The organism is Maritalea mobilis (assembly GCF_019800885.1).
Taxonomy (GTDB): Bacteria; Pseudomonadota; Alphaproteobacteria; order Rhodobacterales; family Rhodobacteraceae; genus Roseibacterium; species Roseibacterium beibuensis.
The window spans coordinates 1-23074 of the sequence record NZ_JAHVKE010000006.1; the positions used below are offsets into that span (position 1 = coordinate 1).

Sequence of the window (23074 nt, forward strand, 5' to 3'; positions counted from 1 at the left end):
CCTGATGGACAGCCGTAGACCGGATCGTAGACCATTTCGCGCCTCTTGACCGGTCGACACTCTCGCGGCTACCCCTTGATTTGCTGAAGGGAACCTTGTCGAGGGTGCCTGTAACGGGAATGGAACTACAGCCCCCGGGCACCATTCCCATCAGGTAAGCCTCTGTTTCCCCTCAGCTTTCGCTACTGAGAGCTGGAGGCGTAGACCATGCTCTGGAGCTACACCGCCGCGTTCACCCATTTGGCCAATACCTCGAGCGGGTAACCCCGCCCGTAGCTGTGCCCTACCCCCTCGGTCTGCCATCCGCCGATCTGGTCAACGATGTCTGAGGGACACTCAACGGCTCGCAACCTGTCACGCATCGAATGGCGAAAGCTGTGCATGGTGCATCCTTCCGGGACGTGCTGCTTCATCCATTTGTTCAGCGCAGCACTCGCCGAGTTGGCGTTCGTCCTGTCGGTTCGGTTGAAACGGGGAAAGGCGAACTCGCTGTTGCCGACTTCAGCAAGGACGCGTTCAGCTGCCCAGAGCGAGGACCCTGTGAGCGGTACTGTTCGTGCGCTCCCGGCGGTCTTCAGACGACGCCAAGGATGCTCTCGCACCACGACATGGGGTATCGGGTCTGCCAGACGGATGTCGTCGAGAAGCAGGCCAGCCGCCTCCGCAAGCCGCATCCCTGTGTCGGACACCATCGCTACGAGCCAACGCAGGTCGTCATCCTCAGCCTTACAGAGCTGCTGGAGCGATGTGATCGCCTCGATGGGCAAAGGCTGGCGGTCCTCAACCCCGGCTTTTCTGTCGTAGTAGACCCCAGCGAACGGGTTTGTTGCCGTGATGCCGATCTCAGCAGCCGCGAAGTTGAAGACAGAACGCACGGTGCCGAAGACACGAGTAATGCTGCTCCCGGCCAACCCTTTCTCGAGAAGTGCATCCCTGAAGCTGTTCGCGTCAGCTCGGGTGTAGGCCGCGAGGTCCTTGTCGCCACAGGCATCGATGACGTACCCACAGCTTCTCTCAGCGGCTCGATGGAAGGTGATGGGTCGATCCTTGCCTTTCAGGCGGATGTAGATCGATACAGCTTCGCTCAGCGTCACCGTGACATCTTTGGCATCACCACCGGGAACAGGCTGGGCTGCAGCTGATTGCCCCGACATGCGGAGAAGGTGCTTCCCCGGAAGATCAACGTCACGGATACGCAGGTGATACCAGTATTCGTCGAGTTGCTGTGCCGCTCGTTGCGCTCTCGACGTGGCCACAGCAGCGGACCTCGTGCGGAGCGAATACATGATCCGGCTTGCGTTGTAGTGGTGGGACAGGTCGCTCGGGACCCGACGCGAGAAGTAGAAGATGCCCTGCTTCACAAATGTGAAAGGGGCGGATTTGGTCTCCAGCATGGTCTACGCCTCCAGCTCTCAGTAGCGAAAGCTGAGGGGAAACAGAGGCTTACCTGATGGGAATGGTGCCCGGGGGCGGAATCGAACCACCGACACGAGGATTTTCAATCCACTGCTCTACCCCTGAGCTACCCGGGCACGGGTTCGGCGACACTCAAGCTCGCCGTGGGTGAGCGGCGTTCTAGGGGGTTCCTCGCGGGGTGTCCAGACCCTCCGGTGCGAAAAATCACAGCCGGAGCATTCGGCATTCCTAGTGCGGTTTCGACTGGGCCGTCCGGACTTCTTCCTCGGCGCGTTCCATGTCCTCAGGGTCTTGCGAAGGCACCGCATAGGAGCCGTTCAGCCACCGTGCCAAATCGACATCGGCACATCGCCGCGAACAGAACGGGCGGTAGGGTTGCACGGTGTCCTTGCCGCAGATGGGGCAGCTCATGAATCCCTCCTCGGGCCTGGTCGTCGGCAGATCGGCGGCACTATGCCGAACGGGTCGCCCGGTCGCAACCGAAGGCTTGGCAATGCTTTACGCAAGGCGTTGGGGCCGGTTACGAAGGTTGGGGGTTAAGTAGGGAGAGGCACGGATGCACATCTCGCGGCGAAGCGTACTTGCGGCAGGTGGCGCAGCAGGTTTGGTCACAGCCGGCTGCATGCCCTCCCTCGGGCCAACAAGCGGCGTCGGCGCGTCGGGGCCAAGTGACGATCCCGCGTTCCGGCCGCAACCAAATGCCGATTACGATGCGTGGGTCGCGGCCTTTCGCCCCCGCGCCTTGTCGCAAGGGATCACGGGTGAGGCTTTCGACCGGGCGTTTCGCGGGCAGGGTTATCTTCCCGGCGTGATCGAGCGCGATCGCAACCAGACCGAATTCCGCCGCACGACCGAGGATTACCTCGCGCTGGTGGCCTCAGACGAGGATGTGAGCCTCGGGCGCTCCCGCATCCGGCCACAGCGCGCCACTCTGGACGCCATCGAATCGGCAACCGGCGTCACGGCCGAGGTTGTTGCCGCAATTTGGGGCGTCGAGACGGCCTATGGCACCCGGCTGGGTGATATTCCCGTGATCTCGGCCACCTCGACGCTGGCCTGGGAAGGGCGGAGAGAACGGTTTTTCACCGCGCAGCTTCTCGACGCGATCCGGATCGTGCAATCGGGCGACACCACGCCGGACCGGATGCTGGGATCCTGGGCCGGCGCGATGGGCCACACGCAGGTGATGCCGTCGGTCTACCAGGAATATGCGGTCGATTTCGATGGCGACGGACGGCGCGAGATCTGGTCTGCGGACCCGACCGACAGCTTGGCGACGGCGGCCACCTATTTGCAGCGTCACGGCTGGCGACGGGGGCAGCCTTGGGGGATGGAAGTGCGCCTGCCTCCTGGGTTCGACACGTCACTTTCGGGGCGAAACAACCGACGCGCCACCAGCGATTGGCAGGCAATGGGCGTGCGCACGGCCAGTGGTAGCGCCCTGCCCGACCATGGCAGCGCCGCGATCCACGCGCCGGGTGGCGCGGCTGGTCCGGCTTGGATCCTGTGGCGCAACTTCGACGTGATCCTGCGGTACAACCCTTCGACCAATTACGGGATCGGCGTCGGGTACATGTCTGACCGGCTTGCCGGTGGCGGGCCGCTGTCACGCAGTTTCGGGCCGGATGCCACCGGATTGACCCAAGCCGAGCGACGAGAGTTGCAGCGCTTGTTGAACCGCGCCGGGTTCGACGCGGGAACGCCCGACGGGGTCATCGGCAGAGGCACCGAGGCCGCCATCCGTGCCTTCCAGGAGGCACGCGGCCTGCCTGTGACCGGCGAGGCCTCACCCAGCCTGCTGGCTGCCCTGCGCCGCGCCTGAGCCTTAGCTGTGCGCCCCGGGCCAGACCTCGGCCAGGGGAAACCGATCGCGCTTTTTCTGCACCTCGAAGTTGCCGAGCGGCGTCCACCCGGCCAGAACAACCTCGGCGCCGTCTTGGCGGAACGCGCGGCGCAAGGCGTCTTCAAAGGCGCGACGCTCCTTCTTGGGCATGGGTGCGAGGTCCAGAACAACCTGACCGCCCAGGCCCTTGAGCCTTAGCGCGCCGGGCAAGGACCGGGCCAGCGCCAGGTTTGCCTTGAGGCCAGCCGAAAGGGAGGTGTCGCCGCCCGTGTTCACGTCGATGGCCACCAAGGCGCGCGTCGGCTCCACATAGGCGAACGCCTCGCCGGTCAATCGCAGACGGGGCGACAAGGCCGCCTCGATCGCGTCAAGCGCGCCCGACGCCTCGAAACAGCCGGGGCTGTCCTCCACCTCGTCCGGCGTCGGCTCGGCCCAATCGCGCCAGGCCAGCAGATGCGCATCGGGGGCGTCCAGCAGCAGTTCCGCCGGGCCGTCGGCATCCGCGCTGACCGCAGCCGCCAGATCACGCATCGCGCGGATATCCTCTGCCAGCACGTCGTCGGCCACCTCTTCGGCGGCGCTGCGCAGGATCAGCCCATGGCCTTCAGGCGCACCCTCCATCGCCGCATGGGCGATTTCGAGCAGGCGGTCCCGCTCCGCTTCATCCTTGATCCGGCGCGAGATGTTCAGGCCCGGCGCCCCGGGGGTGACAATCGCGTAGCGGCTCTTGAACAACAGCTTCGGGGTCACGGGCGCGGCCTTGCCCGGTTCGGCCACGCCGGAGACTTGAACCAGCAGCGACGTGCCCGGTGCGATCCCCTTGGCGGCCCTGAGATAACCCTTGCCGCCATCACCAAGCGTCAAGGTCAGGCCGCCCTGCCCTTTCAGCGGACGGTCCGCCACGGCGCGGTAGATTGCGCCTGGTTGGGGGCCCGCCGTTTCAGGCGCATCGATCAGAAGATCCGCCAATTGGCCATCAACCATCAGCGCCGCAGCCTTGCGGCCCGAGACTTGATCGAGAAGAACAACGCGTCCCTTCATCCTGGCCCCCAGACGTTCAGTCCCGCCGCCTGCAACAGCTGTGCCGTTTCGGCCAGCGGAAGGCCGACGATTGCCGTGTAACTGCCTGAAATCCATGGGATGAAGGCCCCCGCCGGCCCCTGGATGGAATACCCGCCCGCCTTGCCCTGCCAATCCCCGGTCGCGAGGTAGCCTTCGCGTTCCGCCTCGGAGAGGGGTTTCATCCGCACGCGTGCCTCGACCAGGCGTTCGCGGATTTGGCCACCCGCTTTCACAGCAACCCCGGTGTAAACGCGGTGCCGTCGTCCGGACAGAAGGTCAAGAAAGCTGCGGGCCTCGTCTATATCCGCGGGTTTCCCGAGGATACGCCGACCCAGCGCCACAGTGGTGTCGGCGCACAGCACGACATCCTCCGGCCCGGCCTCGACGGCGGCCACCTTTTCCCGCGCGATGCGCGCGCAATAGGGCCGCGGCAACTCGCCTTTGTGGGGATCTTCGTCGATATCGGGGGGCGTGATGGCATCGGGCGTCAGGCCGAGCACGCCCAGCAACTCCCGCCGGCGCGGGCTGCCTGACCCAAGGATCAGGCGCACCGTTACTTGAAGCGGTAGTTGATACGACCCTTCGTCAGGTCGTAAGGCGTCATTTCCACCTGGACCTTGTCGCCTGCCAGAACGCGGATGCGGTTCTTGCGCATCTTGCCTGCCGTGTGCGCGATGATCTCATGGCCGTTTTCAAGCTCGACCCGGAACGTCGCGTTCGGCAGGAGTTCCTTCACGACACCAGGGAATTCGAGCATTTCTTCCTTGGCCATGATCACTCCTTTGTTTGCGCACCTCGCGGTGCAGATGCGCGGTAAATGCGCCTGATGCGCCCGTTTTTCAAGGCTTATCTGCATCGCAGGGCGAAACCTGCGCGCGTACGGCGCTTTCCGGCCAATGGGCGTGATTGAACACGGCCCCTTCGGTTCGCACGCGGGCGATTGCCGTGCGCTCCACATCGGCCATCACCCAACCCGGCTGGTTCAGCGCGCCTTCGGCGATGACGCCCGTGGCGGGAAAGCCGAGGTCGGGCGGGCCGTAGATCGCGGCGGCGCCCACGTTTTCATCGACCGCCGGCGACCATGGGGCGTCGCCAACGGTCGGCGCATGCACCACGACACACTGGTTTTCCAAGGCCCGCGCCATCGCCCCGACCCGCACACGGGAATAGCCAGCCAAAGCATCGGTGCAGGAGGGCGCAAGAATGATCTCTGCCCCGGCTTCGGCCAAGGCCCTGCTCAGCAACGGAAATTCTGCATCGTAGCAGATCAGGATGCCGATCCGCCCCAGCTTCGTCTCGAACACACGCAAGGGGTCGCCCGGCACCACGTCCCAGGTCTCGCGTTCAAACCGTGTCATGACCTGCTTGTCCTGATGGCCGAGACGTCCCTCTGGACCGAAGAACGCCGCGCGGTTTACCGGTCGCGCGCCGCCGTCGAAAACGGGCCCCGACGGGGCAAGGATGTGAACGCCGAACTCGACCGCCAGGGCCTCGGTCAAGGCATCGGCCTTTTCGCTCCAACGCGAGGCCGCCCCAAGGCTCCCCTCCAGATCACCCGCGATCGCCGCGCCCTCCAGCGCGGCAAGTTCCATCCGCCCGTATTCCGGAAAGACAAGCAAGTCGGCCCCGGCGACGGCAGCCTCTTCGACCCAGCGACGCATCTTGGCCTCATAGGCCGACCAGTCCGACACGGCGTCCAGCGGGTAAGCAGCGGCGGCAATTTTCATAGGCGCTTCATCCAGAATTGCAGTGGCTTTTCAGTTTGCGAGTCGTCCCCGATATCGCGCCAGTCAAACCGGGCGATCACGCCCTCGAGCGGTGCATATCCGCGTTTGCGCCAGAAGGGATCGAGCGGCTGATAGTGATCCAGTCGCTTGGGATGGTCGAGGGGGCGCACCACGGAACAAAATGTGGAAAAAGTGAAACCCAAGCGTTTTGCATGCGCCTCGCGGCGATCGAAAAATGCATGTCCCGCCCCCTGCCCCCGAAACTCGGAAAGCAGAACAGATTCCGCGCAGTAGAAGACATCCTTGAAGTCGATGTTCTGGCTGGAAAACGCATCTGCGAAATCGTCGGCATGATCTGATAACGGCATGCCGGTGGAGGCGCCGACCATCCTCTCGCCGTCGAAAGCAGCGACCAGAATGCTGTCTCCACGCGCGTAGCGGCCCAGATAGCCGCGCTCATAGTCGAGATCCCCGTCATAGAGATATGGCCAGTCGCGAAACACCGCGATCCTGAGCCGGGCGAGGTCTTCCACGACCTCCGCGATGGCCTCGCCGGTATAGTCGCGGAAGCTGAGGCTCATGCCGAGACCTGCCGCACCCAATCGGCAAGGTTGTAATAGGTCACGACCCGCGTGATGAGCCCGCCCTCAATGGAAAAGAAGCCGCCCGCTGGGAGGACATAGACCTGCCCCTTCGCCTCGGGCAGCCCGTCATCCGTCACGAGGTAGCGGCCGTTCACGGTGAACTCGGCTGCCGCGCGCGCCCCGTCCGGGTGCGCCATCACGACGATATCCGTCAATTCCTCGGCATAGCAGCGGTTCATATGGGCGCAGAAGTCGCGAAACTTCTCATGCCCGACGCGCACCCCACCCTCGTTCACGTGATGTGCCACCTCGGGTGACAGGCAGGCAACCATGCCCTCGACATCGCCCGTGTTGAATGCCGCGTAATAGCGGGTCACCAGGGCACGGGCGGCCTCCATCGCTTCGCTCATTTCTCGCTCTCCTGCTCTTCTGTCGGCGGTCCGAACCGTTCGATCATCTTCTTCACGATCATGTCGCGCGTCTGGCGATAGGCGGCCAGTTTCTCCTCGCGGGATTGGCCAAGGCCGGATGGATCAAGAACCGGCCAATACTCGATCTCGAGGTGATAGCTGCTGGTGAGTTCCAGCGCCCGGCGCTGGCTGGCGGGTGACAGCGACACGATCAGGTCGAAGCCCGAGATATCATCCCCCCATTCCTGCATATCATCGAAGCTGCGGACCCGGTGGCGCTGCAACTCGACCCCGATCTCGGCACAGACGGCAACGGCGAAGCCATCGATCTCCAACTCGTTCATCACGCCGGCAGATTGCACATAGGCGCGGTGGCCGTAGAACTTCTTCATGATCCCTTCAGCCATCGGGGACCGAATGGAATTGTGGTCGCAGCAGAACAGTACCGACTGGGGGAAGCCCTGCGCCACGATCCGTCAGCCCCCGAAATGCAGGACGCAAATCAGAGTGAAAAGCCGGCGCGACGTGTCGACATCGACCTCGGCCTTGTTCTCCAACCGCTCTTGCAGGATGCGCGCGCCCTCGTTGTGGATGCCGCGCCGGGCCATGTCGATGGCCTCGATCTGGCCGGGCGGCAGCTTTTTCACCGCGTCATAGTAGCTTTCGCAGATCTGCCAGTAATCCTTGACCACCTGCCGGAAGGGCGACAGCGACAGGTGAAATTCGGCTGCATCCTGCCCATCCTCGGTATCGACGTCGAAGACCAGGCGCTTTTCGCGGATTGAAAGGGTCAAACGATAAGGGCCTTCCGGCACCGCCCGTTCGTCGCGCGCGGGAAGTCCGAAGGTGTTTTCTTCCAGAAGGTCGAAAATCGCGACCTTGCGCTCCTGCTCGATCTCGGGCGTGGGCGCGGGCATTCCCGCGGTATCAATCTCGATATGGCAGATGCTCATCTTCGACCTCCCCGCCCCTGTCTGCGCCGCATCGTCATTCCTGGTTCAACCGATCGAGCCGTGCGCGCACCGATAGGCCATGTGCCTCCAGGCTTTCGGAGATTGCCAGTGTTTCGGCGGCAGGTCCAATCGCGCGCAAGCCCGCTGGCGTCATCCTGGCCAAGGTCGATCGCTTCATGAAATCCAGCACCGACAGCCCGGACGAGAACCGGGCCGAGCGTGCGGTGGGCAGAACGTGGTTGGGGCCGCCGATGTAGTCGCCGATGGCCTCCGGCGTCCATTGCCCAAGGAAGATCGCGCCGGCATGGGTGATCTTGTCGAGCAAACCCTCGGTATCGGCGACGCACAGTTCCAGGTGCTCGGGAGCGACGCGGTTCGACAGTTCCGCCGCTTCGGTCAGATCACGCGTGGTGATGACCGCGCCGTAATCCCGCCAGCTGGGCCCGGCGATGTGGCGGCGTTCCAAGGTCTCAAGCCGCTTTTCGACAGCTTCGGCAACCGCCTGCCCGAAGGCCGCGTCGTCCGTCACCAGGATGGATTGCGCGACCTCGTCATGTTCGGCCTGGCTGAGCAGGTCCAAGGCAACCCAATCCGGATCATTGTCCCGATCCGCGATCACGAGGATCTCGGACGGCCCGGCGATCATGTCGATCCCGACCTTGCCGAAAACGCGCCGCTTGGCCGCCGCGACGAAGGCGTTGCCGGGGCCGGTGATCTTGTCCACCGGAGTGATTGTTTCGGTCCCGTAAGCCATGGCGGCCACGGCCTGCGCCCCCCCGATCCGATAGATCGTATCGACGCCCGAGAGTTTCGCGGCCAGCAGAACCAGCGGGTTGGCCTTTCCGTCCGGCGTCGGTGCGCAGATCACCAGTCTTTTCACGCCTGCCACCTGCGCCGGGATCGCGTTCATCAGGACCGAGGACGGGTAACTCGCCAGCCCGCCGGGCACGTAAAGTCCCGCTGCCTCGACCGCCGACCAGCGCCAGCCAAGCTCGGCGCCATCGGGATCTGTCCAGCGCGCATCATCTGGCCGTTGGCGGGCATGGTAGGCGCGGATGCGCTCGGCGGCGAGTTCAAGCGCCTTGCGCTCTTCTTCGGGAACGACGGCAATCGCGGCCTCGATCTCCTCGGCCGAAAACGCGAGGGTGGAGGGCGTCAGCTGCAAACGGTCGAATTTCTCGGTCAACTCGATCACAGCCTTATCGCCGCGCGTGCGGACGTCGGCAATGATACCCGCCACGATATCATCCACCTCGGGGGCATCTTCGCGCTTCATGTTCAAGAGCGCCGAGAATCGCGCCTCGAAATCGGCGTCGCTGGTGTCGAGGAACTGGGGCATCGCAAACTCCTTCGTGACCGCGCCTTCGTCTATCGGTTTCGCACGCCGGGGTGAAGCGCAGATCGCGCCGCCATCCAGCCGCGTTGACTCATGTCAAATGCAACGGCTTCAAATCGAAGTAAAATTACGTCGGGTCAGCAAAGAGGGCTGATCCTTGAGAATGGCCGCAAGGCGCTCATTGGAATAGGAGGAAACAATGAGAAACGCACTGATCAGCGGTATGCTGGCAACGGGTTTGGCCCTCATCGGGGGGGCCGTTATGGCACAATCTGAAGCGGGGATGTTGGAATACCAGCGCGCCTGTGCAAGTTGCCACGGCATCGCGGCGCAAGGGAACGGGCCTTTGGCCGAGTTCATGACCGTGCCCGTGCCGGACCTGACGCAGATTTCGCTGAATAACGACGGCGAGTTCCCGATGCTGCAGGTGATCCAGATCATCGACGGGCGCACGGGTGTCCGTGGGCATGGCTACCCGATGCCGGTTTGGGGGGATCGTTTCTCGACGGAACTCGCGCCGGAGATCGGCGAGTACGGGGCCGAGTTGATCGTTCGCGGTCGCATCCTCGCCCTCGCAACGCATCTGGAGTCCATCCAGGAAGAATGACCAGGCGGGCGGCCCTGAAAGGGGCCGTCCCTCGTTCCGAATGCGCCAAGCCGAGTGGCGCCCCGCCTGCCCTTCAAGCCAGCCGTTTGATGAAGATCAGGCTGTCGGACATCTTCCCGTCATGGTTCATCGCATCGGGGACGCGTCCAACCTCGCTGTATCCCAAGGCGGCGTAGGCCCCCGCAGCGTCATTCCCATCGGCGACATCCAGTTCCATCTGGCGGATGCCATGCGTCCTCGCGTCTGCTTCGACCGCCGCCATGACAGCGCGAAACATACCGGCACCGCGCGCCTCGGGCCGGGTATAGGCCGAGATGACATGCCCGCGGTGCTGCTGCACGACACCGGGTTGTGCATGCCACGCCGCGACCGACAGACAGCGCGCACCATCCATGACCGCGAAGGCGCGCAGCTCCGTCAGCCACCGGCGGATTTGCGCTTCGGCTTTCGCCGCCCAATCCTCCAACCGTGACCCGAAAACCGTCGGGCTTTCCGCGAGCATCTCCAGCCTGATATCGCGAAACGCGGCCCAATCCCCTGGTTCAAGTTTGGGGACCGCTCCATCCGCCTGCGGACGCGCGTTTTGCAGTTTCGGTGCGAGGTCGAGCACCATGTGCAGGTCCGTTTCCCACCCGCTTTCCCCCCGAACAGCCGCCGGAATCCGCCCCACGGTGCGGAACCCGTGGGAGCGGTAGAACTGTACGGCGCGCGCGTTGTCTTCCCAGACGTTCAACTCCAACAGCGAGGTCCCTTGACCACGCGCCGTTTCAACCACCGACCGCATCAAGAGCCCCGCTGCGCCCGTGCCATGATGGTCCGGTGCGACATAGAACGGACCGATTTCGGCACGATGGCGGATGCGATCGAGCGTGGGGCTGTTCAGGCCCGCCATGCCGATCAGGGATTCGCCGTCGAAAAGGCCGATCAAGCTGCCCGTCGCAGCCTGACGGCGCAACTGATCCACCCCGGCGTGCCGGGCTTCGTCCATGGTCAGCAGAAAGGCGAAGGGGAATTCTGAAATGCCCTTCAATCGCAGGGCATGGGCGGCCTCAACCTCGGTGGTCCTGAGCGGCCGGGCGACGATCATTCCGGGTGCGCCGGCGCTTTTCGCGATGGTGCAACGTAAGGCTTGGTGACGTCCTTGAGGGTCACTTCCAGCGCCTCGACATCGAGGGCAATCGCCCCGTCCCCGGCCAGCACCAGCGTCAGACGCCCGGTGCCGTCCTCACCCGGCTCCCATTCGATTGTCAGAAGCGACAGGACAAGATCGGGGTCAGCGCGGTCCACGCCTTGCGTGGCCACGCGCAGCACATCTTCCACGGCCAACACCGATTGCACGCGTTCGGGCGGTGTACGGCGACCGGCGACTTCCCAGCGGAACCGGTTGAGCAGAATGGCAAACCTGCGCCGGCGGCTGTCGTAACCCATCTCGGTGGTGGGAAAGACGGCATCCTGCGCCAGGCTGGCGATCACCTTCAGGTCATCGGCATCAAGCGCGCGGAGCGAAACCGGGCGCTCACCTGCATCCTCGAACCGTGCGTCTTCAGTCATCGCCTTGAACCCGCCTGATTTTCGCGCCCACGCCCGAGAGCTTTTCCTCGACCCGCTCATAGCCACGATCGAGGTGATAGACGCGGCTCACCACCGTTTCACCTTCGGCCGCAAGGCCCGCAAGAATCAAGCTGACCGAGGCGCGCAGGTCCGTCGCCATGACCGGGGCCCCCTTCAGCTTGTCGACACCGGTGACGGTCGCAGTGCCGCCCTGCACATCGATCCTGGCGCCCATTCGGATCAATTCGGGCGCATGCATGAAGCGGTTTTCGAAGATCGTCTCCTCCAGAACGGACGTGCCGTCGGCAAGGCAGAGCAGCGCCATCATCTGGGCCTGAAGGTCGGTGGGGAAGCCCGGGAACGGCTCCGTCACAACATCGACGGCCCGGATACGATCGGCCTTGCGCGACACCTTGAGCCCGGTTGCAGTTTCCTCCACCTCGACCCCTGCCTCGCGCAGCTTTGCGACGAACGCCTCGACCAACGAAATCCGCCCCCCGAGGATCTCGACCTCTCCCCCGGCAATGGCCGGCACCAGCATGTAGGTGCCAAGCTCGATCCGGTCGGTGACAACAGGATGCGTCGCGCCATGAAGCCGGTCGACGCCCTCGATCGTGATCTCCGAGGTGCCTTCCCCCTCGATCCGCGCGCCCATCTTGCGCAGGCATTGCGCGAGATCGACGATCTCCGGCTCGCGCGCGGCGTTCTTCAGGACCGTCGTGCCTTTCGCCAATGTCGCGGCCATCAAGGCGTTCTCGGTCGCCCCGACCGAGACCAGCGGGAATTCGAACGTCGCCCCCTTGAGCCCCCCCTTTGCCTCGGCATGGACATACCCGTCGCGCAGGTCCAGATCCGCGCCCATCGCCTCCAGCGCCTTGAGATGCAGGTCCACCGGCCGCGCGCCGATGGCGCAGCCCCCCGGCAAGCTGACCACGGCCCGTCCGTCGCGCGCCAGCATTGGGCCGAGCACAAGGATCGAGGCCCGCATCTTGCGCACGATGTCATAATCGGCGGTATGGTTGTTCAGCCCATGCGACGACAGCGCAAGAACCTGCCCGCCATTCAGCGCCTGAACCTCGGCCCCCAACGATTGCAGAAGCGTCGACATGGTGCGGATATCCGACAGGCGCGGCGCATTGGTCAGCGTCAGGGGCTCGTCGCTCAACAGCGTCGCCGGCATGAGGGTCAAGCAGGCATTCTTGGCGCCCGCGATCGGGATTTGCCCATGCAGAGGGCCCGCCCCTTCGACGATGATTCTGTCCACGCTGCGTCCCTTTCCTCAATCCTTTTGCGGATCGGGGGTGTCTTGCCCCGTTGACCCGTCGGCGCGTTTGCGCGCCTGTGCCTTGCGCCGTGCCAAATTCGCCTTCAGCGCCGCCTTTAGCCGCGCCTCGCGCGGGTTCGTGGCGTCGCCCGCGTCCGGTTTGCCGGGTTTTCCTGTCGACGATCTTGCTGTCATGGGCAGGGGTTTACAGCGCGGGACAAGGGGCGTCCAGTTTGCGCTTGCAAGGCCTGCGCGAAGCGTCTAATTGACCGCCCACGTGAACGGCGCCGCAGTAGCTCAGTGGTAGAGCGCACCCTTGGTAAGGGTGAGGTCGGGAGTTCAATCCTCCCCTGCGGCACCATTTCACGCACCTCTCCAAAAGATCGCGCGCTGACGACGTGCCTACTGGTCGCTGTTCGCGGGGCGAGGGTCCCTCGTACAAACGAACTGCCGCCAATGGCGAAAACACGTCCCACCTCGCGCAGCCAAACACCGCTTCTGCGCGACAACTCTGGCTGCTAGCCTGCGCGCATGCTGGACGATCGCACCCTGATTTCCGGGCTTTTTGTCGGGTTCTTCCTCCTCCTGATCTGGGGACGGATCCGCTATGATCTCGTGGCCTTTGCCACGTTGGTCCTTGCTGCAGTTCTGGGGCTTGTGCCCTATGATGGCCTGTTTGCAGGGTTCGGGCATCCGGCGGTCGCAATCATAGCGCTGGTCCTCATCATCAGCCGCGGGCTGTCCTCGTCTGGGGCTGTGGACCTGGTTGCGAGGCACCTGATCGACCCGACGCGGCCCGTGCCGCTGCATATTTCGGTCATTTCCGGCATCGGAGCGATCCTGTCGGCTGTCATCAACAACGTCGCGGCCCTCGCCGTGTTGATGCCGCTGGATATGGACGCGGCCAGAACAGCCAAGCGCGCGGCCGGCAAAACGCTGATGCCGCTGTCTTTCGCCACGATCCTCGGGGGCATGATCACGCTGATCGGAACGCCGCCCAACATCGTGATCTCGGAATATCGAACAGACGCTTTGGGCGAACCTTTCTCGATGTTCGACTTCACGCCCGTGGGCCTGACGGTGGCTTGTGTCGGGATTGCGTTTCTGTCCGTGGTGGGCTGGCGCCTGCTGCCGACCCGACTGCAGGATCAGGAGACCGAAGAGGACGTGTCGCGCGGACGCTACATCGCCGAATTGCGCGTCGGCGATCAGGACCCCGATCAACCCATCCTTGTACGCGATCTCGACCAACAGGCGAACGCCGCCGACGTCCACATCATCGGCCTGATCCGCAACGGGGCGCGGCGGCCCGGCCTTGCGCGGCGCGAAGCAATCCAGGGCGGCGATTTCCTGGTGGTCGAGGGCGACCCCAAAGCCATCGAAACCTTCATGGGAAAGGCAGCATTGGAATTTGCTGGCGCCGAAAAGCACGAGGGTGGGCTGACCAGCAAGGGTCTTATGCTGAGCGAAGCCATCGTGCCGGACGGTGCGCGCATTCAGGGCCGGACGGCCCGCCAACTTCACCTGCTGAATCGCCACTCGGTCACGTTGCTGGGCGTCGCGCGAGAAGGTCGCAGGTTTCGTGATCGGGTCCGCCTGCTCAACATACGGGCGGGCGACGTGCTGCTGTTGCTGGGCACACCGGAACGGGTCGATGAAGCCATCGAATGGATGGGTGTCCTGCCCATCGAGGGCCGACGAACGGATGTTGTCCAACGCCACAAGGCCGCAGCCACCATTGCGATCTTCATCGGCGCGGTACTGATGGCCGTGCTTGGCGTGCTGCCGTTGCTTGTATCTCTGGCGCTTGCGGTCATCTGTTTCATCAGCCTCGGCCTTGTCAGCGGGCGCGAGGTCTATGCCTCGGTCGAATGGAAGGTCATTGTCCTGCTTGCCAGCCTGATCCCGTTGACCGCAGCCTTTGAACGAACCGGAGGAGCCGAGTTTCTTGCCAGTCAAATCATCGCCGCGATGCAGGGCTACCCTGAATGGGCTATGCTGACGGTCTTGATGATCGTCACCATGACCATGTCCGATTTCCTCAACAATGTCGCGACCACCCTGATTGCGGCTCCGGTTGGTCTGTCCATCGCGACCGAAACGGGCACAAACCCCGACACCTATCTAATGGCCGTGGCGGTGGCCGCCTCTTGCGCCTTCCTCACCCCGATCGGGCATCAGAACAACACGATCATCCTTGGGCCGGGCGGATACCGGTTTTCCGATTACTGGCGCATTGGCCTTCCGCTCGAGATCATCGTGGTTGCGGTCTCCATCCCGATGCTGCTGATGGTTTGGCCCCTGTAGCAGCGGCCAGATGGCCCGAAGGCGGGCCGCACCATCTTGCGATCAAGCGACAGGCCCCTGGGTGGACAATTTCATCAGGGCCATGCCCAACACGATCAGGACGGCGGCCGCAACGCGCATCGGGTTCAGCGCCTCGCCATAGAGGATGATGCCCGCGATGAACGCCCCCACCGCCCCGATCCCGACCCACACCATATAGGCGGTCCCCAGCGGCAGGCTGCGCATCGCAATCGACAACAGCCCAAAGGACCCCAGCATGGTCACGATGGTGATCACGCTGGGCCAAAGGCGGGTGAAGCCGTCGGATTGTTTCATCGATGTGGCCCAGACAATTTCCAGCAGGCCCGCGACCGTTACCAAGATCCACGCCATGATACGCTCAATCCTCGGGAAAGATGCCGGGCGACGTGGGTTCACCATCATCATATTGCGACAGGTAGTTCACGATCACCTCGCGGTTGACGGCGAAGCCCTTGTAATCGGCCAGGTCGGGGTCGATGTCGCGCAGCACGCGGTGCAGGCGACGGCCCCATTTCGGCTGCGTCACCAGATCATCGAGACTGGCAAGGTAGCAGCGGATCGGAAAGGCCAGCGCGTTGGAGCGCGGCAGGCGGAAGAAGGTCTGCAACTCGACCCGCAGGAATTGCTTGTGACCCACGTTCTCGGGCGTGATCGTGCGCTTTTCCGGGCCCCACTTGTGGTAGTTTTCGGGCGAGGTATCGAGGCGCGGATTGACCGTCATGGTCCAGTTCAGGCGGCGGTAATGCTGCCCCTGCCCGACGGCCAACAGGAATTTCAAGGCCTTGTCGAACACGCCCATCTGACGCGCCTTGGGCACCGGGGCGTGCCACTCGAAAAAGTTCATCCCGACATCGAAATCCAGCGACCAATCGGCCTGCGAGGTGACCATGCCCGCATCCATCCAGAGGTTGCCGTCACGTTCATGCAGCAGCGCGAAATCGCCCTGTGTCTGGCGAGTGATGTATTCCATTGGCCCATAAGGCAGCGTCGCGGCATCGAGAAAGGTAAAGCGCTTGTCGATGCCCATAGGCTTGTTGACCCAATGCCAGTCATTGCCATCACGGGTCAGCGAGAACAGATCGGGATAATCCCGCGCCTTGCTGACCATGATCAGTTCCAGCAGATCCCAGCCCGCCAGTTCCATATGCGGCAGCGACTGGCAGCGCAGCGGGTCTTCGGCCAGCGTGATCTCGCGGTCGCGCATCTCGGCGACGTAATGCTCGTCCACGTCGAACATATGTTCGAACGGGCTGCCCTGCGGCCCGCCGGGGTGCTGCTCGATATTGACCGAGTACATGTAACTGTCTTGGTCGAAGGGAAAGGGAAAGCGCCGGATTGCCTCGGGCGAATTGCGATAGGTGTAATCGCCGCGAAAGGTCTCGTCGTTGAATTGCATCGTCATGGTCGGGGTCCTCTTTACAGGTCGAGTTCCAGCCGCGTGCCTTTGAACCGCGACATGCAGGGCATGATTTTCTTTTGCGCCGCGCGTTCATCCGCGCTGAGCCAATGATCGTTGTGTTCGATCTGTCCGTCGCAGGCGGTCACTGCCGTCTCGCAGCGCCCGCAGGCGCCGCCGCGGCAGGAGTAATCGATTTCCACGCCGGCCGCTTCCAGCGCCTCCAACAGGCTTTGATCTGCCTTGACCGGAACGATCTGCCCGGACGAGGCGATGGTGACCTCGAAGGGCGCACCGGGCGGGGGGGCGGTGAAGGCCTCGGAATGAACGGCGCTTTTCGGCCAACCAAGGCGCGCGGCCTGATCGGCTACGGCGGCGATCAGGCCCTCTGGGCCGCAGGTATAGACATGCGTGCCAAGCGGTTGCCCGTCGAGGATGGCACCCAGGTCCATCCGATTGCCCTCATCGGATATGTGAACATGGATATGCGCGGCTTCCGGCAAGAGCGCGATTCCGGCCGCTTCGGCGCGGGATCGTGCGGCATAGTGCAACTCGTAGGGTTTCTGTTCGCGGTCCAGTTGGCGCAGTTGCGAGAGGAACGGCGTGATGCCGATGCCGCCGCCTATCAACACATGCTTGCGCGCGCGCAGATCGAGCTGGAACAGGTTTGCGGGCACGGAGACAGTGATCGTGTCGCCCTCGGCCACGGCGCTGTGCATGTGGCTCGAGCCACCGCGCCCGGTATCTTCGCGCCGCACGGCGATCTCGTAGCCGGACGGATCATAAGGGTCGGAGATCAACGAATAGGAATTGCGGCGGATCGTGTCGCCATTGGGCATCTCGACGGTGATATGTGCGCCGCCGGAAAACACCGGCAATGGCGCGCCGGTCGGATCCTCGAAGCGGAAGCGTTTGACCAGCGGGGTCAGTTGCTCGACCGCGGCGACTTTCAGGGCCAGTTTGGTCATGGGCGGATCTCCTCGGTAGCGGGAATGTCGCCGGGCGTTTCGGCATCGACGCAGACGCCCTGAAACGCGCCAAGGCGACGCGAGAAGTGATCGCGGACGAATAGCGTCAGACCGCAATGCGAACAGGTGAAGGGATCGGTCGTGACCCCGTCGGTGATGCCCTTGCAATGCACACATTGCATGCGCCGCGCGATCGAGCCGCGATGCTCCATCTGGATGTCTTCGAGGGCCATGCCCGATGCCAGTGCAATAGCCGAGATATGGCCCATCAACCCCTCGGACCCGGCCAGAAACAGCTGCGTCCCCATCCGCGCCTGCGACAGCAACTGTTCGACGATGGGGGTCGCCGTGTCGAGATCGGGCACGGTCTGCACAGCGGCGGGAGACAGGGCGGCCAGCGCATCGCTGGTCTCGGCCGGAGCTCCGACAAGGACCACATGCGCTTTGGCCATCGCCGTGGCATCGACCGTTGCAAGATGGGTCACCGCGGCGGCCCCGGCCTCGTCCGCGACCATGATCGCGGGGGCACCGGGACGCGGGGCAAGCCCGGCATAGGTCGGGCGACTTTCGATCGAAGGGGAAAAGACGGTGTTGGGCATGATCGGAGCCTCGGTCTTGCGGATTTCTGAAGTGGCGGGGAGAGGATCGGCCTCTCCCCGGCAGTGTCGCGTCAGGGGCTCAGCCCTTGGCCGTGCGGCGCTTTTTCTCGACATCGTAGAACGGCATCGAATGCGCGATGGCGGGCACTTCGGTCTCGCCGATCTTGACGGTCAGGGGTGTGCCCTCGACCGCGCAATCGACGGGCATGCGGGCGATGCCCACGTTGTGCTCGTTCAGGGGCGAATACATGCCGATCGTCACCACGCCGACCTCGACCCCGTCTTTCAGCAGGGGCGCGCCTTCGGGGGCGGGGTCCGTGCCCTCAAGCTTCACACCGAAGATCTTGAAGCGTTTCTTGCCCTTGAGGCGGTAATGTTCCTCAGCCCCGCGGAAGCCGGTTTTGCCCGGCGAGACGGTGAAATCGAGGCCCAATTCCCACAGCGTGTCGCCGGGGCCTTCATCCGCGAACGGGTACATCTCGGAATTGTCGTAGGGAAAGAACAGCAGGTAGCTTTCGGCGCGCAGCCAGTCGAGCGTGGTAAAGCGCGTGGGGATGATGCCCATCGCGGCCCCCTCAGCCACGATCGTATCCCAGATCTCGGGCGCGTCCTGTCGGCGGCAAAAGATCTCATAGCCGCGCTCGCCCGTGTAGCCGGTGCGCGAGATCATGACGGGCTTACCGAAAAGCGTGGTCTGGATGTGGCTGAAATAGACCACGTCGCGGATGCCGGGCACGTGCTGTTCGAGGAAGTCGACAGCCAGCGGCCCCTGCAGCGAGATGTCGTGCAGATCGTCGTCGAAGGTCAGGGCGACATTGCGGCCAGCGGCATACATCGACAGTTGCTCGTGGCCCGCGCCGGAGCCGTGAACCACCATGAAGCTGTGCGGCCCCATGCGGTAGATCACGCAGTCATCCACGAATTTGCCCTGGTCGTTCAGCATCGTGGCATAGGTCGAGCGCCCGGGCTTCAGTTTCTCGATATTGCGGGTAGTGGCCTTGTCGATGACGTATTGGGCGTGCGGCCCGTTCAGGTGAACCTTTTTCAGGCCCGAGACGTCCATCACACCGGCCTTGGTGCGGATCGCCAGGTATTCCTCGGTCTGGTCCTTGTCATAGCTCCAGGCGGTGCCCATTCCGCTCCAGTCTTCCAGCTCGGAGCCGAGGGCGCGGTGGCGGTCGGCCAGCGCCGAAAATCTCCAGGATGCGATCATGTCTATTTGTCCTCAGGGTCTTTGTGCGTTTGGGCTTTGGGGTGGGTGGCCCCCGGCGGCGGGATGCGCCGCCGGGGGCCATGATCTCGGGGTCAGTTCTTGGGTTCGGTCGCCTTGTAGGCGTGTTCTTCGTGACGCCAGCCGAAGATGATGGCGACGACGACCATGGCGAGGATGGCAATCAGCCAGAGGCCTTCGACCGATCCGTAGCCTGCGTAGATGGCACCGGTGATGCCGTCCCAGCTGGTGGCTTCAAAGGGGGCTTCCATGATGGTTTCCTTTCCGTTTCAGGGGGTTCATTCAGCCGGGCTGACCGAGGGATGAAGGGCCTCGGGGTAGGCCGAGGCCGGCACCTTGACCTTGTCGAGGCCCATGACCTCGGCGCTTTCGGGGACACGCAGCTGGCCGGTCACCTTCAGGATGAAGGAGATGACGTAGCCCGGAACAAACCCCAGCAGACCCATCACGATGGCGCCGACAAGCTGGCCGACAAAGGTGATGGTGATGACATCTTCACCGAAGAGCGCCGGGTAGCCCTGTGCCGCGATGCCCACCGCGATCAGGCCCCACATCCCGAGGAAGCCATGCACTGCGAAGGCGCCCACGGCATCGTCGATGCCCATCTTCTCGATGAACGAGGCGACGAAGGGCATCGCGCTGGCACCGATGAAACCGATGGCAAAGGCCATGGGCGGATACCACAGGTCGAGACCCGCCGCGCAAGAGATGATGCCGCCAAGCGCGCCGGACATCATCCAGAACGGGTCACGCGTGACCATCCAGGCCCCGATGATGCCGCCGGCAAAGCCCATCAGCGTGTTGAAGGTCATGCCCGAGATCGTCATCGGCGTGCCGTAGATCGTCGTCTCGATCGACGCGCTCCAGGACCAGGCCTCGCCCGGCACGATCACGCAGCCCATGAGAAAGCCCCAGAAGCCCGCGATGATCAGCATCAGGCCGATCAACGTCATCGGCATCGAGTGGCCGGCGATGTGGTTGGCGCTGCCATCGGCGTTGAACTTGCCCACCCGCGGCCCGAGGTTGATCAGGACACCGAGGGCAAAGAAACCGGCGATCATGTGAACAACACCGGCTGCGCCGAAGTCATGGTAGCCGAACTGCGTGACCAGCCAGCCGTCCGCGTGCCAGCCCCATGCGGCGGCAAGGATCCAGACAAAGGCCCCCAGCGCGATGGACAGCACCACAAAGCCAGTCAGCTTGATGCGTTCGATCACGCTGCCTGACAGGATCGAGGCCGTCGTCGCCGCAAATAGCACGAAGGCGCCCCAGAACACGCCCGAGGCGCGATCATCGAGGTTGGGGCCCATGAATTCGCTCCAGGGCAAGGCCACGGCATTGGCATAGGCTGCGCCCGAAATGCCCATCGCGCCCTCGGACAGGGTGAAGCCCGTCGGGAAGGCCCAGTAGATCCACCAACCAATGAAGTAGAAGAAGGGAACGATCATCGCGATGGCGAGAATGTTCTTGATACCCGAGGACAGCGCGTTCTTGGAGCGCGAGGCGCCCATTTCGTAGGCGAGGAACCCGGCATGGATCAGCACCATGAGCGGGATCGTCAGATAATAGAAAGTCTCGGAGAACGTGCCGTTCGTCGCGGCGATGCTCCCCTGCAGTTCGGCCACGGCGGCAGCCAAGGTTTCGAGTTCCTGTTCCACGTCCGTCTCCTTGTTTTGCGAGCCTGTGGCGGGTCACGCACCCAGATTTGGTCAGTACCAATTCTTTGAACTGGCTCAATTGGCACTGAAAGAAGGCGCAGGAGATCACCCATGATCAAAGTTTTTTCCTGTAGGGAATTTCCTTGAAGCGATAATTCGACCCATTTTGGCGCAATGAACAGCGCCGCGAGCACTCTGAGATCAATTTCTGAGCAGAGCTGGAATCATTCAAAACTTGCCGATACGCCGAGCGTATGCTGGTTGCGGCATGATCTGCCGCAGCCTGCCCGCCGGAATACCCCCTGAAGGGAGCGATTCGCGGCTTTTTCGATATGGAGATGTCCGGCCCTAGCTTTGACCAATTGGTCAGATTGGTTGAACCAACCGCGTGTCAATCTTCCTGCAACAGCAGACGCTGATCTTCGATCAAGGCAAGCTTCATGAACTCGCTGGCCTCTTCGATATCGCGGGCGGCAATCGCGTTGAACAAGCCATTATACCCACGTTGATAGATCGCGATCCGCGCCGGCGTCAGATGGCGGCGATACATCGCCGTGCGAAACGACTGACGACGCGCATCCAGCACAAGGTTGTAGCATGCCAACAGCAGGGGATTGCCCGTTCCCTCGGCCAATAGACGGTGAAATTCTTCTTCTAGCCGGACAAAGGCGGTTGCGTCGGTCTGAACCGACTCCATTTTGGACAGAACGACGGACAACGCCTCGATCTGGCGCGGCGTCATGTTCACGATGGCAAGGCGCACCATCTCTGGCTCGAGGATCCCACGCACCACCTGCAACTGCAGCGGCCCAGTGTCGAGCGCAACCGGCGCCAGCGCTGCATTCTGTTCGTCCGGGTCGTAGGTAACGAAAGATCCCGATCCCGCCCGCCGCCGGATCAAGCCACGGCTTTCCAATTGGTCCAGTGCCTCGCGCACCGTGTTGCGTGCCACGCCCAAATCCTGCGCCAGTTGACGCTCCGACGGCAAACGCTCCTCGGCGGCATATTCCTGCGTCACGATGCGCGTACTGAGTGTTTCGTACACGTATTTGACTGTGGCACCAGGGAACGGGGCGGCGCCACGCGCCGGGTTGATTTTGGGCAAGGTGAATTTCCCTTTGGGACTTTCCCCTCGTTTAGACCAATTTTTGAGCACTGGTCCAGCGCACGCCACAAGAAACGGCAAAGGGGCGCGGATCTTCCGCGCCCCTGAACAGTCTGAATGATCGCCATATGCTCGCGTGGCGTGGCCGTCTTATCCCATGCGTTCGCTGGAATAGCCGCCAGGCGAGGCCGGGAATACCACGGTTTTGTTGCCATTGAGGAACACGCGGTGGTGCGCGTGAGCATGAATGGCGCGAGCCAGTACGGCGCTTTCCACGTCGCGCCCAAGCGAGACGAAATCCTCGGCGCTTTGCGCGTGGGTGATGCGTACCACGTCCTGTTCGATGATGGGGCCCTCATCCAGATCAGCCGTCACGTAATGCGAGGTTGCCCCGATCAACTTCACACCGCGAGCATAGGCCTGTTTGTACGGGTTGGCCCCCTTGAAGGATGGCAGGAACGAATGGTGGATGTTGATGATCCGGCCAGACATCTTGGTGCACATCTCGTCCGACAGGATCTGCATGTAGCGCGCCAGAACGATCAACTCGGCCTCGGTGTCCTCGACGACCCGCATGATCGCGGCCTCTGCCTCGGGCTTGTTGTCCTTGGTCACGCGGATGCAATGAAAGGGGATGTCGTTGTTCACGACGACCTTCTGGTAGTCCATGTGGTTCGAGATGACGGCCACGATCTCGACCGGCAGGGCACCGATCCGAACCCGATACAGAAGGTCGTTCAGGCAATGACCGAAGCGCGAGACCATGATGACGACCTTCATCTTCCGCGTCTCGTCATGGAAGGCAAAGGTCATGTCGAAGGCCTCGGCGATGCTGGCAAAGGCGGCCTCGAGCGCGGCGTGATCGGCGCCTTTCTGCGAGTCGAAACTGACCCGCATGAAAAACTGGCCCGTTTCCATGTCGTCATATTGCGAGCTGTCGGTGATGTTGCAGCCTTGATCGGCAAGAAAGGTCGCGATCGCCGCGACGATCCCGCGTTGCGTCTGGCACGTCACGGTCAGGCAAAATTTCGTCATG

27 protein-coding genes and 2 tRNA genes are annotated in these 23074 nt (G+C 63.1%); 4 read left to right on the forward strand and 25 right to left on the reverse strand.

The window, feature by feature from the left end; genetic code table 11:
• Nucleotides 1-218: 218 nt before the first annotated feature.
• The 3 genes from KUV65_RS16950 to KUV65_RS16960 all read right to left on the reverse strand — a co-directional run bounded on the left by KUV65_RS16950 (nt 219) and on the right by KUV65_RS16960 (nt 1827).
• Nucleotides 219-1394, reverse strand: coding sequence for a DUF6538 domain-containing protein (locus KUV65_RS16950; protein WP_222191922.1), 1176 nt, complete (start codon nt 1392-1394; stop codon nt 219-221).
• 63 nt (nt 1395-1457) lie between these two features.
• Nucleotides 1458-1532, reverse strand: a tRNA-Phe gene (locus KUV65_RS16955).
• Between the two features lie 112 nt (nt 1533-1644).
• Nucleotides 1645-1827 carry a DNA gyrase inhibitor YacG gene (locus KUV65_RS16960; RefSeq protein WP_222191923.1) on the reverse strand — a complete coding sequence of 61 codons (183 nt, stop codon included), beginning with the start codon at nt 1825-1827 and terminating at the stop codon, nt 1645-1647.
• Between the two features lie 211 nt (nt 1828-2038).
• Here KUV65_RS16960 and KUV65_RS16965 point away from each other — a divergent pair, with 211 nt between their 5' ends.
• A complete protein-coding gene (locus KUV65_RS16965; protein ID WP_222191924.1) occupies nt 2039-3238 on the forward strand; it encodes a lytic murein transglycosylase in 1200 nt (399 codons plus the stop codon).
• 3 nt (nt 3239-3241) lie between these two features.
• Here the strand turns inward: KUV65_RS16965 and KUV65_RS16970 are convergent, their stop codons facing one another.
• From KUV65_RS16970 to hisD, 9 genes are all read right to left on the reverse strand, one after another.
• A complete protein-coding gene (locus KUV65_RS16970; RefSeq protein ID WP_222191925.1) occupies nt 3242-4300 on the reverse strand; it encodes a ribonuclease E/G in 1059 nt (352 codons plus the stop codon).
• On the reverse strand, nt 4297-4872 hold the full coding sequence (locus KUV65_RS16975) for a Maf family protein (protein ID WP_222191926.1): 576 nt from the start codon (nt 4870-4872) through the stop codon (nt 4297-4299). The genes KUV65_RS16970 and KUV65_RS16975 overlap by 4 nt, the downstream gene beginning before the upstream one ends.
• 2 nt (nt 4873-4874) lie before the next feature.
• Nucleotides 4875-5093, reverse strand: coding sequence for a translation initiation factor IF-1 (gene infA, locus KUV65_RS16980; protein ID WP_011455993.1), 219 nt, complete (start codon nt 5091-5093; stop codon nt 4875-4877).
• A 67-nt stretch (nt 5094-5160) separates the two neighbouring features.
• Complete coding sequence (locus tag KUV65_RS16985; RefSeq protein ID WP_222191927.1) at nt 5161-6048, reverse strand: carbon-nitrogen hydrolase family protein; 888 nt, start codon at nt 6046-6048, stop codon at nt 5161-5163.
• Entirely contained in the window at nt 6045-6629 is a 585-nt protein-coding gene (locus KUV65_RS16990; protein WP_222191928.1) for a GNAT family N-acetyltransferase, read from the reverse strand. The genes KUV65_RS16985 and KUV65_RS16990 overlap by 4 nt, the downstream gene beginning before the upstream one ends.
• Entirely contained in the window at nt 6626-7042 is a 417-nt protein-coding gene (locus KUV65_RS16995) for a ketosteroid isomerase-related protein (protein ID WP_374107087.1), read from the reverse strand. The genes KUV65_RS16990 and KUV65_RS16995 overlap by 4 nt, the downstream gene beginning before the upstream one ends.
• Nucleotides 7039-7512 (reverse strand): arsenate-mycothiol transferase ArsC, encoded by a 474-nt coding sequence (locus KUV65_RS17000; RefSeq protein WP_308124716.1) that lies wholly within the window; start codon nt 7510-7512, stop codon nt 7039-7041. Before KUV65_RS17000 ends, KUV65_RS16995 begins: the two co-directional genes overlap by 4 nt.
• A gap of 6 nt (nt 7513-7518) precedes the next feature.
• Entirely contained in the window at nt 7519-7995 is a 477-nt protein-coding gene (locus tag KUV65_RS17005; RefSeq protein ID WP_222191930.1) for a UPF0262 family protein, read from the reverse strand.
• Between the two features lie 34 nt (nt 7996-8029).
• Nucleotides 8030-9334, reverse strand: a complete 1305-nt coding sequence (gene hisD, locus KUV65_RS17010) for a histidinol dehydrogenase (RefSeq protein WP_222191931.1) — start codon at nt 9332-9334, stop codon at nt 8030-8032.
• A 259-nt stretch (nt 9335-9593) separates the two neighbouring features.
• Between hisD and KUV65_RS17015 the strand changes: the two genes are divergently transcribed.
• Complete coding sequence (locus tag KUV65_RS17015; RefSeq protein WP_222191932.1) at nt 9594-9938, forward strand: c-type cytochrome; 345 nt, start codon at nt 9594-9596, stop codon at nt 9936-9938.
• A gap of 73 nt (nt 9939-10011) precedes the next feature.
• On the opposite strand, the gene KUV65_RS17020 is transcribed toward KUV65_RS17015, so the two are convergent.
• From KUV65_RS17020 to KUV65_RS17035, 4 genes are read right to left on the reverse strand one after another with little or no spacing between them, the layout of a single operon-like run.
• Complete coding sequence (locus tag KUV65_RS17020) at nt 10012-11025, reverse strand: GNAT family N-acetyltransferase (protein WP_222191933.1); 1014 nt, start codon at nt 11023-11025, stop codon at nt 10012-10014.
• Nucleotides 11022-11489: a DUF2948 family protein gene (locus KUV65_RS17025; protein WP_222191934.1), complete on the reverse strand. Its 468-nt coding sequence runs from the start codon at nt 11487-11489 to the stop codon at nt 11022-11024. The genes KUV65_RS17020 and KUV65_RS17025 overlap by 4 nt, the downstream gene beginning before the upstream one ends.
• A complete protein-coding gene (gene murA / locus KUV65_RS17030; RefSeq protein ID WP_222191935.1) occupies nt 11482-12753 on the reverse strand; it encodes a UDP-N-acetylglucosamine 1-carboxyvinyltransferase in 1272 nt (423 codons plus the stop codon). The genes KUV65_RS17025 and murA overlap by 8 nt, the downstream gene beginning before the upstream one ends.
• A gap of 15 nt (nt 12754-12768) precedes the next feature.
• Nucleotides 12769-12948, reverse strand: a complete 180-nt coding sequence (locus KUV65_RS17035) for a hypothetical protein (RefSeq protein ID WP_222192040.1) — start codon at nt 12946-12948, stop codon at nt 12769-12771.
• A gap of 91 nt (nt 12949-13039) precedes the next feature.
• Here KUV65_RS17035 and KUV65_RS17040 point away from each other — a divergent pair.
• Nucleotides 13040-13114, forward strand: a tRNA-Thr gene (locus KUV65_RS17040).
• 170 nt (nt 13115-13284) lie between these two features.
• Entirely contained in the window at nt 13285-15060 is a 1776-nt protein-coding gene (locus tag KUV65_RS17045; RefSeq protein WP_222191936.1) for an SLC13 family permease, read from the forward strand.
• Nucleotides 15061-15102: 42 nt separating this feature from the next.
• On the opposite strand, the gene KUV65_RS17050 is transcribed toward KUV65_RS17045, so the two are convergent.
• From KUV65_RS17050 to purU, 9 genes are all read right to left on the reverse strand, one after another.
• The gene (locus KUV65_RS17050; RefSeq protein WP_222191937.1) at nt 15103-15432 is read right to left on the reverse strand and encodes a DMT family transporter; all 330 of its coding nucleotides are present in this window, start codon (nt 15430-15432) and stop codon (nt 15103-15105) included.
• 7 nt (nt 15433-15439) lie between these two features.
• Nucleotides 15440-16483, reverse strand: a complete 1044-nt coding sequence (locus tag KUV65_RS17055; RefSeq protein ID WP_222191938.1) for a heme-dependent oxidative N-demethylase family protein — start codon at nt 16481-16483, stop codon at nt 15440-15442.
• Nucleotides 16484-16497: 14 nt separating this feature from the next.
• A complete protein-coding gene (locus KUV65_RS17060) occupies nt 16498-17445 on the reverse strand; it encodes a PDR/VanB family oxidoreductase (RefSeq protein WP_222191939.1) in 948 nt (315 codons plus the stop codon).
• A complete protein-coding gene (locus KUV65_RS17065) occupies nt 17442-18044 on the reverse strand; it encodes a dimethylamine monooxygenase subunit DmmA family protein (protein ID WP_222191940.1) in 603 nt (200 codons plus the stop codon). The genes KUV65_RS17060 and KUV65_RS17065 overlap by 4 nt, the downstream gene beginning before the upstream one ends.
• Before the next feature lie 79 nt (nt 18045-18123).
• Nucleotides 18124-19257 carry an aminomethyltransferase family protein gene (locus KUV65_RS17070; protein WP_222191941.1) on the reverse strand — a complete coding sequence of 378 codons (1134 nt, stop codon included), beginning with the start codon at nt 19255-19257 and terminating at the stop codon, nt 18124-18126.
• Between the two features lie 92 nt (nt 19258-19349).
• Complete coding sequence (locus tag KUV65_RS17075) at nt 19350-19526, reverse strand: hypothetical protein (protein WP_222191942.1); 177 nt, start codon at nt 19524-19526, stop codon at nt 19350-19352.
• Nucleotides 19527-19553: 27 nt separating this feature from the next.
• Entirely contained in the window at nt 19554-20933 is a 1380-nt protein-coding gene (locus KUV65_RS17080; protein WP_308124717.1) for an ammonium transporter, read from the reverse strand.
• Nucleotides 20934-21324: 391 nt separating this feature from the next.
• On the reverse strand, nt 21325-22089 hold the full coding sequence (locus KUV65_RS17085) for a FadR/GntR family transcriptional regulator (protein ID WP_222191943.1): 765 nt from the start codon (nt 22087-22089) through the stop codon (nt 21325-21327).
• A 99-nt stretch (nt 22090-22188) separates the two neighbouring features.
• Nucleotides 22189-23073 (reverse strand): formyltetrahydrofolate deformylase, encoded by an 885-nt coding sequence (purU, locus tag KUV65_RS17090; protein WP_222191944.1) that lies wholly within the window; start codon nt 23071-23073, stop codon nt 22189-22191.
• Between the last annotated feature and the right edge of the window lies 1 nt (nt 23074).